Origin of the sequence: Acinetobacter sp. NEB149, assembly GCF_012516415.1 — a bacterium.
Taxonomy (GTDB): domain Bacteria; phylum Pseudomonadota; class Gammaproteobacteria; order Pseudomonadales; family Moraxellaceae; genus Acinetobacter; species Acinetobacter lwoffii_V.
Window position 1 is genome coordinate 2,533,339 of sequence record NZ_CP051208.1, and the last position, 14,125, is coordinate 2,547,463.

Annotated in this window: 18 protein-coding genes; 2 read left to right on the plus strand and 16 right to left on the minus strand. The window is 42.5% G+C overall.

From position 1 onward, the window contains the following. The first annotated feature begins 22 nt into the window (after positions 1-22). Positions 23-538, plus strand: a complete 516-nt coding sequence (locus HGD77_RS12130) for a hypothetical protein (RefSeq protein WP_168731002.1) — start codon at positions 23-25, stop codon at positions 536-538. 148 nt (positions 539-686) lie between these two features. Here HGD77_RS12130 and HGD77_RS12135 read toward each other — a convergent pair whose 3' ends face one another. Further along, a complete protein-coding gene (locus HGD77_RS12135) occupies positions 687-1,334 on the minus strand; it encodes an HAD family hydrolase (RefSeq protein ID WP_004645903.1) in 648 nt (215 codons plus the stop codon). Positions 1,335-1,432: 98 nt separating this feature from the next. Here HGD77_RS12135 and HGD77_RS12140 point away from each other — a divergent pair, with 98 nt between their 5' ends. Then, positions 1,433-2,200 (plus strand): hydroxymethylpyrimidine/phosphomethylpyrimidine kinase, encoded by a 768-nt coding sequence (locus HGD77_RS12140; protein ID WP_035341206.1) that lies wholly within the window; start codon positions 1,433-1,435, stop codon positions 2,198-2,200. A gap of 78 nt (positions 2,201-2,278) precedes the next feature. On the opposite strand, the gene HGD77_RS12145 is transcribed toward HGD77_RS12140, so the two are convergent. The 15 genes from HGD77_RS12145 to HGD77_RS12210 all read right to left on the minus strand — a co-directional run bounded on the left by HGD77_RS12145 (position 2,279) and on the right by HGD77_RS12210 (position 14,066). Then, positions 2,279-3,337, minus strand: a complete 1,059-nt coding sequence (locus HGD77_RS12145) for a DUF1176 domain-containing protein (RefSeq protein ID WP_168730855.1) — start codon at positions 3,335-3,337, stop codon at positions 2,279-2,281. 3 nt (positions 3,338-3,340) lie between these two features. Beyond that, positions 3,341-4,249, minus strand: coding sequence for a GAF domain-containing protein (locus HGD77_RS17025; RefSeq protein ID WP_228747355.1), 909 nt, complete (start codon positions 4,247-4,249; stop codon positions 3,341-3,343). Positions 4,250-4,258: 9 nt separating this feature from the next. Next, positions 4,259-5,779: an AI-2E family transporter gene (locus tag HGD77_RS17030; protein WP_228747354.1), complete on the minus strand. Its 1,521-nt coding sequence runs from the start codon at positions 5,777-5,779 to the stop codon at positions 4,259-4,261. A 121-nt stretch (positions 5,780-5,900) separates the two neighbouring features. Next, complete coding sequence (locus tag HGD77_RS12155) at positions 5,901-6,341, minus strand: YybH family protein (RefSeq protein WP_005252710.1); 441 nt, start codon at positions 6,339-6,341, stop codon at positions 5,901-5,903. 428 nt (positions 6,342-6,769) lie between these two features. Further along, on the minus strand, positions 6,770-7,132 hold the full coding sequence (locus HGD77_RS12160) for a 5-carboxymethyl-2-hydroxymuconate Delta-isomerase (protein WP_138743281.1): 363 nt from the start codon (positions 7,130-7,132) through the stop codon (positions 6,770-6,772). A gap of 134 nt (positions 7,133-7,266) precedes the next feature. Beyond that, a complete protein-coding gene (locus tag HGD77_RS12165; protein ID WP_064097130.1) occupies positions 7,267-7,605 on the minus strand; it encodes a zinc ribbon domain-containing protein YjdM in 339 nt (112 codons plus the stop codon). A 124-nt stretch (positions 7,606-7,729) separates the two neighbouring features. Beyond that, positions 7,730-8,176, minus strand: coding sequence for an SRPBCC domain-containing protein (locus tag HGD77_RS12170; RefSeq protein WP_005106162.1), 447 nt, complete (start codon positions 8,174-8,176; stop codon positions 7,730-7,732). Between the two features lie 250 nt (positions 8,177-8,426). Then, positions 8,427-8,816: a ribonuclease E inhibitor RraB gene (locus HGD77_RS12175; RefSeq protein ID WP_005266002.1), complete on the minus strand. Its 390-nt coding sequence runs from the start codon at positions 8,814-8,816 to the stop codon at positions 8,427-8,429. A 260-nt stretch (positions 8,817-9,076) separates the two neighbouring features. Beyond that, the gene (locus tag HGD77_RS12180; RefSeq protein ID WP_005266003.1) at positions 9,077-10,009 is read right to left on the minus strand and encodes a DUF4041 domain-containing protein; all 933 of its coding nucleotides are present in this window, start codon (positions 10,007-10,009) and stop codon (positions 9,077-9,079) included. A gap of 607 nt (positions 10,010-10,616) precedes the next feature. Continuing rightward, positions 10,617-11,282, minus strand: coding sequence for a pseudouridine synthase (locus tag HGD77_RS12185; RefSeq protein WP_005266004.1), 666 nt, complete (start codon positions 11,280-11,282; stop codon positions 10,617-10,619). 84 nt (positions 11,283-11,366) lie between these two features. After that, positions 11,367-12,080 carry an SIMPL domain-containing protein gene (locus tag HGD77_RS12190; RefSeq protein ID WP_168730856.1) on the minus strand — a complete coding sequence of 238 codons (714 nt, stop codon included), beginning with the start codon at positions 12,078-12,080 and terminating at the stop codon, positions 11,367-11,369. A gap of 120 nt (positions 12,081-12,200) precedes the next feature. After that, the gene (locus HGD77_RS12195; RefSeq protein ID WP_168730857.1) at positions 12,201-12,449 is read right to left on the minus strand and encodes a DUF6868 family protein; all 249 of its coding nucleotides are present in this window, start codon (positions 12,447-12,449) and stop codon (positions 12,201-12,203) included. A 530-nt stretch (positions 12,450-12,979) separates the two neighbouring features. Then, complete coding sequence (locus HGD77_RS12200; RefSeq protein ID WP_005266008.1) at positions 12,980-13,243, minus strand: hypothetical protein; 264 nt, start codon at positions 13,241-13,243, stop codon at positions 12,980-12,982. 113 nt (positions 13,244-13,356) lie between these two features. Then, the gene (locus HGD77_RS12205; protein WP_016806680.1) at positions 13,357-13,578 is read right to left on the minus strand and encodes a hypothetical protein; all 222 of its coding nucleotides are present in this window, start codon (positions 13,576-13,578) and stop codon (positions 13,357-13,359) included. 146 nt (positions 13,579-13,724) lie between these two features. Continuing rightward, positions 13,725-14,066, minus strand: a complete 342-nt coding sequence (locus HGD77_RS12210) for a hypothetical protein (RefSeq protein WP_004645924.1) — start codon at positions 14,064-14,066, stop codon at positions 13,725-13,727. Positions 14,067-14,125 lie beyond the last annotated feature (59 nt).

Here is a 14,125-nt window from a genome sequence, read left to right on the forward strand (position 1 = left end):
GAACCTTACAAATCCCGTCTTGATACGGGATTTGGTTATCGATTATTTAATGACTAAATATCAGCAAAATCAGACTTTCTCCATGCTGCAAGATCAATTAGTGAAATTTCCAGATGCTGTATGGGTGCAAATCTATAAAGATAAAATGCAGCTGATGAATATAGATGGCACGATTACGCATACCTTACTACCTGATGTGCCTTATGCCCATCCGCAGAGTATTATTGCCGACTTTGATGCAGCCGCGGTGACGCTGAAACAACTGTTACCCTCGTCAGTGATGAAGAAACTATTTAGCTCTATAGCGCTGCTGCAAATTATGGATCTGCCTGAAGACGGTTTAACCGAAGTTGAAAAGCGCGCGTTACTCGAACTGGGTTATGAAAGTAGCGTGCAAAATGTCATCCTGTTTGACCATGCAGGAAATGCACTGACCAAAGCCAAAGTTCCACCCCAACATCGAATGACGATCATCAACATTTTACTGGTGATCATCATTATGGTGGTGTTGGCATCGACCTGGTTTTTGACGCTTTAAATGTTCGTCCAAGAGCAAAAATTCCGCACGCTGTGGGATTTTTATTGAGATAACCATCTAATAAGAGAATTGATCTGTATAGATGTAGCAGCTTATAGACAAAATATCTCTAAAAATCAGCTCAAATAAAATAAGCAAAAATTAGGGTTTATTTAAAATAATCTAGCAACTGATTAAAGCGGTCTATTTGATATTTAGGCTGTGCCAGTGCTAACTCTTCCTGACTACCATAACCATAATTTACCGCAATAGTATCAATACCATTTTGACGGGCACCAAAAATGTCATGCTCACGGTCACCCACCATCAGGCATTGATCGGCCTGTAATTTTTGCTGCTCTAAAATATACTGAATCAGCTCAGCTTTATTGGTTCGCTCGCCATTCAGCTCACTACCATAAATGTCGGTAAAATACTGGGCCAGATCAAAATGTTCCAGAATCTGTTTGGCATACACTGTCGGTTTTGCTGTAGCGACAAACAAGCGATAACCACGGCGTTTCAGTTCTGCCAGCGTTTCTGCTACACCCTCAAAAACATGATTTTCATAGAGACCCTTGACTGCAAAGCGCTCCCGATAACCCATCAAGGCCTGTTCAGCCAGAACATGATCGGCCTCAACATTTAAAATTTTGGCAAGCGAGGCTTTTAAGGGCGGACCAATAATCCAGTCGATATTGATCTCGTCACTAATCGGATGACCGATCTTTTCCAGACCATAGCGTGCAGACGTCGTAATCCCCACTTTCGGATCGGTTAATGTCCCATCCAGATCAATTAAAATATTCTTAATCACCGCCCATCCCCTCTCATTAGTACCGATATAAATTAATATCGAGAGTTCATTCAAATTTGCCTATACTAATGCAATTTTAGTGAATGAAGGACATCATTTTGCGCCCTACCGTACTTTGCTTTTCCGGTTTAGACCCTTCAGGTGGAGCCGGCCTTCAAGCAGATATTGAAGCCATTGGTCAAAGTGGTGCACATGCGGCAATTGCCTGCACAGCCCTCACTATTCAAAATTCACAGCAGGTTTTTGGTTTCGAAGCCACTTCCAGAGAATTGCTGTTGGCACAGGCCAATGCGGTGGTCAATGACCTGCCCATTCGTTGCGTAAAATCTGGCATGTTAGGCACCACAGACAATATCGCAGCACTGGCCGAGTTTCTGGCTGCACATCCAGATTATCTGTATGTGCTGGATCCGGTTTTGGTCGCGAATAGTGGCGGTTCGCTGGGTAATCAAGAAACGCTGGTCAAAGCATTTACCCAGTTGATTCCATTAGCCACTATCTTAACGCCGAACACGGTTGAACTACGCGCCCTGACGGGTGAGCAAGACCTCAAACTGGCCACTCAAAAATTATTTGAAATGGGTGCACAGGCAGTTTTGGTCAAAGGTGGCCATGAAGATACGCCAGATTACATTCAGAACAGCCTATATATCGCAGGTGAGCTGGTCAACGAAACTCGCTGTCCACGTCTGCCAGGTGAATATCATGGTTCAGGCTGTTCACTGGCCAGTTTCATTGCCGGACGTCTGGCCATGGGTGATCAGTTGAAAACTGCGGTACAGCATGCTGAAACCTGGTTATTTGGGGTATTAAAAAATGCTGAAATTCCTGTTCCAAATGGCCAGAGAATTCCAAAGCGTTTTTAAGATCACACTTCTTAAAATCAAAACTAAAAAAGCCTGAGTCATTCAGGCTTTTTTATCACTGCTATTTTTTAAACAATACTATTTGGCCTGATAAATGATTTTGCTTACATAGGTCGGTAAATTCCAAGCACCACCGGCGAAGCCTTTGCATTGTACGGTCAGACCACTGAAGCTTTTGACAAATTTCTTGCCATTCCAGGCCCATTCGTTCTGACTCAGACAATCGCCCAAACCACGCACTTTATGCCCGGAAAATATCTGGCCTTGGTTAAATGTTTCTCCCGAGGTCGTCACCAACTGTTTAAATTGCTTGTTTCGATCCATCAGCCAGAAGCCACTACCCATATTATAAGCCCCACGCCAGCATGGAATCTGAATCAGTTGATTCTGGGCATTAATGGGATAAATGGTCATAACATCATCATCCAGAAAACGCTGGCTAAACAGCAAATCACATTGATCTTCCTTGGTGGTGACTTGCAGTTTTCGAATCATCTGCTGACTTGTTGCCGTATTCAGTTTTGCTTGAGTGACTTTGCCTGACTGATATTTTGGTATCTGAATTTTCGGTATCGCTGCAGCTTTGAGCACCGCCTGATTGGATTTTTTCCCCGGCCTGATCAAGGCTGAGGGCGTAGAAAGTCGACGCTGAAATTCATCCATCTTGAGTAAAACGGCACTGGCACCGGAAGTCGACAGGTTCCAGCGTGATTGCGTATTCTTAAATACAACCGGAGCTGTTCCCTGTACAGCTTTTAGCAAGGCTCGCGTTTGATCAGTACTGAGTTGCCCTATTCCCTCCCGATTCAGACCAATCACACCATAAGGTGTGCTGGCAATTTGTAGCTGAAGCTGTCGTGTAGGTGTGGCAGCAGCTAAGGGTAAAATCTGGACTTGGGCTTTGATACTACTGTTTGCACCCGCAGCACGCTCTAGTAGCACCGAAACCGGCTGATCAATATCTTGATCCGATTGATAACCGGCAGCGCGGCAGGTGCCGGTATTATCACAGGAAATTTCCCAGTCTTTATGTAAAAAATGCAGTCCCTGAATAGCAGCCAGACTCCATGAACTGATACTGGCTAGACCAAATGTGACACTCATGATTTTGATGCTGTAGATCCATTTTTGTTTCATCATTTAGTCCTTATTTAAAATGCTTGCCGAGGTGGCTGGCTGCATCTGCTCAATCTGCTTCTGTTTATCTTTTTTCTTACGCTCGTTGCTCAAAGTCGCCATTAAATCCTGTGCCAAAGCCTTAAGCAGAATCATATCTTCGGCCTGCATCTGTCTCGGCTGCTTGTCCAGCAGACACAGACTCCCAAGCGCAATTCCATTTTTATCTTTTAAGGGCACACCGGCATAGAAACGGATATGATGCTGTCTTAACTCTGACAAATGTGGAAAGCGCGGGTCACGTTGCAAATCTTCTATCACCAAAGGCTCGTTTTGATAGAGCAGATGGGTACAGACTGAATCCTTGCACATTTGTCGGGTTGCTACAGGTTCTTGGGTAAAAGGACTGACTGGAATATACATTTCGTGCTGATTCATCCAGGAAATTTGTGCGTAATCAACGTCAAAGGCCTGACGAGCTTCTTCAATATATTGTTTATAAAGGATCTGATGACGGTGATCCAATAAACCCAACTCATTTAAAGCCTGCTGCCGTTCTTTTTCATTCTTGATCTCCAGATTCTCAAACCAGCTTTCCCCTTCATTCAAGGTATAAGTTTCGATAGTCAGAATCAGATCATCGACATTATTGACCAGTGCCTCCAGCTCAAAACGTTGTTGCAGTTCATCCAGAAGCTCCAGCTGCATCACGCTCCAAGTCGCAAAAATGATTTTCAGTTCAGGATATTGCTGTGCCAATCGATATTTCAGCAAACGAATCTGTGCCGCAGGCGCATGATGAAAAATCGACACACATAAAATCTTGATCGAAGCTGGCAATACAATACCCTTTCCTGATTCACTCGATTGAATCAGCACATCCAGATCATTTCGGGCAGCAATATTTTTGAGATTTAGGGCATGCGCCAACATGGCAGAAATCTAGGTGTCAATTTCCCAACGCGCACCAACACAATAAACTTCGGGCTGCTCGGCACTCATCTTACTCGGATAGGCTTTTTGAAACGCATGATTAAAGAACTGCAAGCCCTGATAAAGACGCAACCGGTGTTCGGCAGTGACATCGGTATCATGTCCTTGAGAATAAATCCGAATGGCTGGAATGGCCACTTCGCCATAGAACATTTGTACCCGACGGGCCACCTCCTCTGCACTGGGCTTTTTCGGTAATTGCGCACAGATGTAATCATTGGCTACCTGCATTGCATCATTGACTTCATCAGCCACCAGTCGTTGGTAAAAGCGTTCGGAGGGTGACAATACTGGCGTACTGCCAAGTAAGGTTTTGACAAAACCCAGTGCCGGTACATAATTGGACAAAACCAGCAGGCAGGCAGTCAAAGGCGTCGACAAGATCAGCCCTACCGGTCCCCAGAGGGTGGTCCAGAACGTAGCAGCCAGAATAATTGCCAAAGTAGACAGACCGGTACTTTCCCCATAGAGCCACGGTTCAATCACGTTATTGCTGATGAGTTCCAGCACCAGTATCAAGGCCACAGTCCAGAGCACCATGTCCCAGCCCGGATCAACGGCGAAAGCCAGTGTAATCGGGAAAATAGCTGAAACGATCGGGCCAACATAGGGTACAAAACGCATAACCACCGCGACCAGCCCCCACATGATCGCTGCTGGCACGCCAATCAATAACAGCCCAATCGCCATGGGAATACCATAAGTGACATTGACCAGCAGCTGCATGCGCAAATAGGTTCCGATACTTTTGCCGGCATCATCCAGCGCATCGGTGCCGATATTCAGATTACCGCCCAAGAGTTTCAGAAAACGGTCATGCAAGTCTTTGCCATTGAATAAAATCAATACCATAAACAGGAACACAATCCCGATAATCGCCAGTGGATTCAGAATTTTATTCAACCAGTCCAGCGCAGCCTCTTCACTCGTTGGTTCCAGGCCCACGACTTTGACATTCTGCACATTCGGGTCTTCTGTTTCCTGTTCGGGTGCGTCTATCGAATTTTCTACCGTGTCAAAGGTCTGGATCGCGCCATCCCACATACTCGGTCCTTGACGATAGTTTTCAAGCATTTTCAGTTTTTGCTGGATGGTGTCCTGATATTGCGGCAGTTCCTGACTCAACTTGCCGAGTTGTACTCCCAAATAAGTTGCAGTGCCGCCTAGAAATGACAAGGTCAGGCACATGACCAAGCCAATCGCCGCCCATTGGGGACAGCCCCAGCGCTTTAAGCGAGAAACCAGAGGAGAAAGTAAAAATGCCAGCAGAATGGCCAAAGCCAGCGGAATAAAAATATCACGACCAAAATACAATGCCGTCATGACCACAGCAGCAATTACAAAGCCAGCCATCATTCTGAGTGCATGTTGGGTGCGCTGCCGCTCGGACTGATCCGGCATCAATACTTCAGTCTGTTGTTGCAGGTTGACCTGTCTTGGTTTTACTTGACTGTTCTTGTTGTTATCCACCTGAAGAGTCCTAAAATATTATTCCTTCAACATAATTTAGGACTTTCTATATTTTTGTTACAAAGGTATTCCTGTAATCATTTGCAAAGATATTTCACTTAAATCTTTTCAGGTAAATAGATTAACTCACGCTTTTGATCCGGCGCATTTTCCGGGTTTCGAGTTGCACAGGGACTGAAGTATGTTGATGCAGCAATTGCCATTTGCCCTGCTGCTTGCTCAGGCACATGCTGACCCGACACCAGCCCAACTGGAAAATCGGTTCAATCACCGCATAACTCACCCGTACATAACCATCGACTACAGCCAGATCAGAAGTGACATGAATATTAAGGTCTTGGCGTTCGATGCGTATGCCTTCCGGTATAAATGCCCGATATTGCTGCCAGAGTGCCTGATAGGCTTCTACACCTTTCACTTCCATACTGACATCGACCAGACGGATATCGGGTCGGCATAATTGAACAATATCCTGAATTTCAAGTCTGGCTACGGCATTATCCCACTCCTGAAGAAATGCCATGACTTCCTGAGCCAATTTTTCATCCCCAAAAACCTGCATTAAATTTTCCTCAATCGGACAAGTCAGACCTGAAATCTGGGATTCAATCAACTCACCCGATTTCTGATCTTTTGTTCTTATTATTTTGCCTATGCTAAAGCGTTATTCTCGCTTTGCTCTTCCCACTGCCGGATTGGATACAGCTCACCTGAAGATTATTTTTTAAATTATTTTTATTTCAATCAGGATGAATATGCTGTTTCTAAATTGGATGATTCAAAAATCAGCAGCGATTAAAAGTTACTTTAGAACTTTTATTGCATGCCTGTAAATGACATAAAGCGTCATTTAAAAATAGAAATAATTTTAGATCTGAATAAGATAGCGGGCTGTTACAGACCAAGTCGATCTGTTTATAAATTTCGTATGGCATTAATAAAGTTTTAAGGCATTTGATCCATGCCATATCAACAGATAAAAGCCATCATTCAGATAATGGCTTTACTATAGGTCTGCTTTGGCATTTCAATGATTTCGACACAAAGCTGTATTTTTAAGTCTGGCTGGGCCGCAATATATTGCTGCATGACGTCGAGCACCAATTCGGAAATTGCCTGACGAACTTCGACACTGCGCCCGCTCAACAGTGAAACTTTAGCATGCACATAGGCCTGATCTGTAACAACATTCAGTCCAATCACATAATCCTGCTGCATAATCGCACGACTTTTTAAATCATTGGGATCGGTGACATGGCCGGCGTTAAAAAGTGCCTGATGGATAGCAACCAATAAGGGTTTGATCTCGGTATGTTGCAGATTGTCAGAATATTCCAGATGCAGGTGCGGCATTAAAGGGATCTCAAATCGAAATGTGAGGATCAGGCGACAGGAAAATGATCAGCCCCGAATTTCAGCAATAATGAGAATAATACGATTAATCAACCGTATTATTCTCTCGTCAGAATTTTAGTCTAAGGCTAAATTTAAGCTTTCTTGACATATTCGGATTTCAGTTTCATCGGGCCGATTCCCTCGATTTTACAATCGATATCATGCCCATCGGCAGCATCAGGCAGCAAGCGGATACTTTTGACTTTGGTGCCCACTTTCACCACTGAAGATGAACCTTTGATTTTCAGGTCTTTAATCACCGTTACGCTATCACCGTCCGCCAGCACATTGCCATTGGCATCCTTAATGATCACTTGCTCTTCAGTGATTTCACCTTCTTTCCACTCGTGTGCGCATTCTGGACAGATCAGTAGATCGCCATCTGCATAGGTATATTCAGATTGACATTTTGGACAGTTTGGCAGACCCATAAGAACCTCGAAAAAAAGAGAAAAATAAAATAAATGAAACAAATAAGCGCACAGTATAGCATCTTTGTCAGGCGCGCTGATGGAGAGGACATTGGGATGAAACCAACACAGGAGATCCAAGGAATTAATTGTCTGAAATCTGCGGATTAACCAGCAAAGACAGGAGTTGCAGTGATTCCTGCCAACTCAAATGACATACCGCTGGCGGCACCACATCCGGATAACCCACCTGAATAATGTGTAAACCGGTACCGATTGACACTTTTTCAAAGATGATCGTGACCTCTATTTCACCCTGCAATTCGGGGGTAGAAAACTGATCGGTATAGCGCAGCAACTGATTGGGAATGACCTCATGATAAACACCATGAAAATGATGCTGGGTCCCGGTAGAAAAATTGGTAAAGGTGGTTTTATAGCTGCCGCCGGGTTTAACTTCCGCATGTTCTACTTTGGCAATAAAGCCATGTGGTGCCAGCCATTTGGCCAGTGCATCCGGATGCACAAAGGCACGATACACCCGCTCCGGTGGTGCGCTGAACACACGATGCATTTTTAAGGTGTAACTCATTTTTTCTTGTCCTTTGTTCTTATTATTTTTTATTGCGGGATATTCCCTGCATTTGTTGTAACTAAATCCTCAGCATCATCAGCCTGAGTTAAGTACTCATCTGAGTTATTTTATCCAGTTTTGAGCTGGCTATATATAATGAGTATGTATCTATACTCAAGCTCAAACCTTCGTATAGCAATTAAAGAGTAATAAAAAAAACCCGGCAGCACCAGGTTTCTTACTTTAAATCATTTAAATACAAGCATGCTCAGCTACTACGCAGACTGCTCTCTTCGTCATCTAGCTCATCATCATAGACATAGGCCATGCAACCCCAGCCATCATATTCGCCCTGAAATTGTGCAGCGATTTTGCTGAACCATTGTTCCAGATCCACGATATCTTCGTAGGCAGGCTCCATATACACATAAATCGTGATGATCCATTCCAAAGTATCGCTTTCTTCATCCTGAAACAGGCTAATTTTTTGCTCTTCTTTTAATAGATGCAAGGCACAACGATCCGCCTGTGCTTCATCCGCAAAGGCAATCGAAAATTCAATTTCATGTGCTTCCTGCAAGTCGTCGCCATCCTGCTGCATTTGCCACAGTACATTGCCGTTTTCATCGTCAGGGAATTGATTGTAATCACGTGACATAGAAGTATCCTTATTATGATGCTGTTTTATTCTGCATTTAAGATTAGCTGATTTTTGTACAATTATCGAGATACAGACAAAAAATATTATCTTTTAACCATAAATAAACATATGATTTTTATAAATATAAAAATAAATAAGGGGATCAATATATTCAAGATTCCTCAAGGCCAAAAATCCTGAAAATATCAGGATCTAAACCAACTTATGGCATTCAGAATACTCTGATAAAAATCTTCTAGACCTATGAATGTCATGATCTACGCGATGTGTGGATGCAGATGATCCTGTTTCAGTTGCAAAAGCAGTGCAGCAAATTTGAGCTCCTCTAAACGCAGATTGAGATAGGATTCTTGAATCATCGCCTGACTCAGTGCCTGCCCGGTATAATTCAGCAAGACATAATCATCCTTTAAGGCTTGCAGCATCTCGCCCAGATTTTCTGTGCTTAATTGGGTGAGATATAAATCTGCCTTACAGTTGAAAGCCAGACTAAGGATTTCAATAGTACTTCGACAGCGATTGTCGTCGACATAATTACAGCTCGCCACCTGCTGTGTTTCTATGGCCTGCTGAATTCTGTCACGGACATTGCGTAAATGCCGAACCGCATCCTTTTCGCTATAACCCTCAATCATCTGCTCTAAAACCTGTGTTGCGGGAAGCTGCAAGCCGAAGCGTTTGGCTTGTATTTTATGCTCTAAAGCACTCAATACCTCTTGCAAGCGATGCTGTTGCTTGGCCTGTTCATAATAACCGTGCAAACTTTGTCGGGCCTGCTGCTCGACCTCGGCCAGGGCTTGCGCCTGAAACTGGGCAAGATAATCTTTTACTCTTGCGATATAGGCTTTGAGATCATCGATCATGATCGAAGCATCCAGCTTGGTCACCTCAACAAAGTTTTCGGCCTGCAAGGTCCGGTTAATAATATATTGCTCGATATCCCAGATATCCTGATATTTTTTATATTTATTCAGGGCAATGTTTAAACTGCCATTCTGTACCCGCAATTGGGTAGTTTCATAATTCAATTCATCGACTTGAGTTTCATAATCTGCCAATTTGCTGCGGGAATGATCCAGGTTTTCCTGTAAAAACTGGATATTGCTGCGTAATGAAGCCTGTACCTTCAAGCTCCATAGCAATGCACATATTAAAATACTCGCGAGAACGAAGAGAGCCATACTGAGCATCGTTCTTTCCTTTAACCCCGGGCAGCGCCCTAAACCATCAAATTAAAAATTTATTATAAAGTAATGATTAATTTTGCATCACTTCGGCCAGATAATCAAAGCCGTTGATCAGCACTAAGTCATTTATTCATTTTATTTTTCTATAAAATTTTTATGGGCAAGTCATGTATGACTGACTACTTTCCGGCTCAAGTCAAATCCATTCTGAAACAACTTACGATATTTTTTATATCAAAGGATATAATTTAAAAGTTTAAAAATAATGAAAGGAAAGTTTAAAAATAATGAAAGGAAAGTTAAAAAATCATAAAAATAAAGGCATCAGGCCTATGGCAGGAGATAAAAGAATAAAAATTCTCTAGGCTCATCATCAAGAGATAAACCAAACATTAAAAATTTATGTTCGGTAGTGACAACCGATCAGGCAATGGAGCAGTAGAAAATTTCATTTGAACATGCTTGTAAAGCCACTCATCTCCAAGCTGCTCTCGAAATAAATTCTCACACTTTTTATTGAGGTTGCCAAGTTTAAGGGCTTGATCCTCATCATATTTATGAGCTTAAAAAGCATGTGTCCGGCTGGCTCTGATTATTAAGCAGAATCAAATTAGAACGGTATGTCTGCCTTTATTTCGATCGGGACACCACTCAAGGGCTGAGTAAAGGCCAGATAACTGGCATGCAAGGCCATACGATTTAAAGGGCTGCGCTGGGGTTCAGGATGATAAATTTTATCGCCAGTAATGGGATGACCGATATGCAGCATATGCACGCGTAGCTGATGGGAACGGCCGGTAATGGGAGTCAGCAACACCCGGCTAATGTCTTGCTGGGGTAGATATTCTAAGACTTGATACAAGGTTTTGGCGGCCTTGCCCAGTTCAAAATGCACCATCTGGCGCGGACGGTTTTCCCAGTCGGTAATCAAAGGCACTTCGACACTGCCCTCACCTTCGAGTTTGCCTTGTACCAGCGCGACATAATTTTTATGCACCGTACGTGCCTGAAACATTTTACTCACCGCCACTTCTGCATCGCGGTGTTTGGCGAACATCAAAATACCGGAAGTCGCCATATCCAGACGATGGGTAATTTTGGCCTGCGGATACTGATCCAGAACACGTAAATAGGCACTGTCATGATGCTCAGGTAAACGCCCTGGAACTGACAATAATCCGGCCGGCTTTTCAATCACCACCAGATCATCGTCTTCATAAACAATATGCAGCGGTTCTTGCGGTGGACAATAGACAAAGTCGTTATTGATGGGCATTTTAAGGGTACAGCATCTGGAACAATGCGCGCAAAATAACAAGCGGTTTCTGGGCTGTCAATTACCGTGCTTGACCAGCTCAGCTTAATCTGCCAGATAATAATCGACCGTCGAGACCACGCGTACTTTCTTCAAATACGGTGTATTGCTGTCGCGATCTTCAATACTAAACAGCCCCTGATTGGCGGACTTTATTTTGCCCAGACTACTCTTTGAATCGGCAGCAAATTTTTCGGCTACACTACGCGCATTTTCGGTGGCCTGTTCAATCATCGCCGGCTTGATGTCATTCAGCTTGGTAAATAAATATTCTGTTCTTTGCCCGGAATCATCCCCTGCAAAGGCAATGCCTTTTCTACCCAAAGCCACCAGACGACTTTGTGCCGCACGCACTGCATCTATTTTATGGGTATAGACTGTAATGGTCTGGCTGGCGGTGTAACGCAGAGCAACATTGGCATCCCCACCATATTGCTGCGCGTATTTATCGGTGATACTCGGTGAAGCACTGGTAATTTCTTCCGTGCTAAATCCTTCATTTTTTAAGAAGGTCTGAATTTCCTGGGTATTGGTTTGCATGGTATCGTACAATTCAGCCAGATCCTGACTGCCGGCATTAAAGCGGATTGGCCATACCGCCACATCGGCTTTGACTTCACGTTCCGACAAGCCTTTGACCGAAACTATACGTTCATATTGTTTAATTTTCAGCGCGCTATTACCCAGAATCCATCCGGCAATAATCATCCCTAAGCAAATCAAGGCACCTAAAATCAGGGCCGGTTTGAATTGATTCATCCTTCAACTCCTTTGAAATCTTTTTTCGTTCTTATTGATCCTGTCACGCTATCAAGTAGCGATAAAATGATACTAATCCAATCTTATTTTTATCACTCGAAGATTTAATCAACCTAGCACTTAGCCTTGATTCATCAGATAGATTGCAATTAACGGTGTCAGGTTAAACAGCAGAATGCCAATTTTATACACAGCCATTCCTGAATAATGAATCACATCGAAACTGGTATCTGACAGCCCAAACCATTTTCCATGCACCTGCTTCATCCAGTTTCGGGCAAAGACAAAGACTACGAACCAGATCATGAGAATGACATAATTAATGAGTGTGCAAAACAATAAAAAACGACACCAGATATCGAGATTCATGAGGATTCCCCTAGGGGGCAGCTGATGTTTTTAAAATAACAGATCATGTTGAGAAATGAAGGACTGATTTGTATCTTGTTTGGATAAATATTTTTCTTAAATTTATGATTTATATTTATTTTAATTTTTTATTCTGCGTGTATCGCTAGAGAATTTTTTAGGGTGTTGGGAAAACTCGCAATGGTTTACTTCAACTATCATTCTTTGTAAGACCTGATCTTATAGCCTATAAACTTTTGGTCTATAGCGTCCTAAGCCGAATCGAGACCTTTTGGGTTCGTACTGCACTCGCGTTTTGCGCCGCTCACAGCATGCTACTCTTTCCGATCCCATCACACCCTTGAAAGCTATATTAGGCAAAGATGGACGGGATTAATTTCCTATGTTTTTTTAATTTGCATTAAATATGAAAATTTATTTCACTATAAACCTTAATATAGAGAAATAAATTCCATTTCTGATTTTTTACGCTTTTTTATTCGCCAAAATTAGACTTTATTGCAATTTATATTCAGAACGGGATTGCTGTTTTATTGAAAGAATGTCCCCTGAATCCATTGCGCACTAAACCACCAGGCACTGATCGCGGACATCCCGCAAAGAAGATTAGCCAAAACCTTGTTGAGTCTGGTCAGTTCAGAACTATAAATTTTCAGGTTAAGTAGATAGGCGATCACAGCATAAAAGGTGCCAATCGCGCCCCCAAAAAGAATCAGGATCAGTGGCCATGCAGAACAGAAATGGGCTTTTTTATCTAATTTTCCTGACTCTGGTGCGTGCTGTTGAATATCCATAGGTGATAGCCCTCTTTTTAATATATGCACTTGCACTATTTCTAGGCAGATATTTACTCTTTAGAAAATATTTGCCTTTTAGGACTTTCATTGAAGCAAGAAGCAGACCAGTTTTAACGTACAAAAAGCTGTCGAGTATGATGATTGATATAGGCATTTAGCCCATCGCCATATTGGGCAAGCTGTTTCATGTTTTCGACATGCTGATAGCCGGCACTGCTATAGCTGTAGGTATAAACTTTCGAGGTTTTCTTAAATTGAACCCGAATAAACTCGTTACCAATCTCGTAATTGGCAACACCTGAGTCATGATTAAGATCAAGATAATATTGCAATTGAGCTGCCCTAAACACGATGAATCTAGGGTTTTATATGGGGTTTTATTGGTTAATTTTCAAACAATAATATTTTAAGAAAATAAAATCTATAAAAAAAATATCCCATTATTTAATGGGATATTTTTTAAATCGGAGTGAACTATTTAACAATTAGGATCCACTACAAAACTTGTCTGGCTGAATTTTTGCCATGCACCAGTAGCAGCACCATCCACAACGAGAATAGAGATAATTCCCCAATCCAAGAAAACACCTAATAGAGTTGTTGGATCAAAAGTTTTTTGTGGAATAACAATGTTGGTTTGGCAGCCTTGCTTCTCTGCTTTAATTACATAATTTTCTTTCTTTTTGAAAGTATAAACAGTATTACGCTGACCCATATATTCTTCATTGACATATAACTTAGCCAATTCATCGTTACTACGGATATTCACAGTTTGTGTTGAACCATTAAACATCGTCGCACAGCCTGAAGTAAATAACATCACACTTCCTATTACTAAAGCTGTAAATTTTTTCATTGTTTCCCCCCGGAAATATCTAA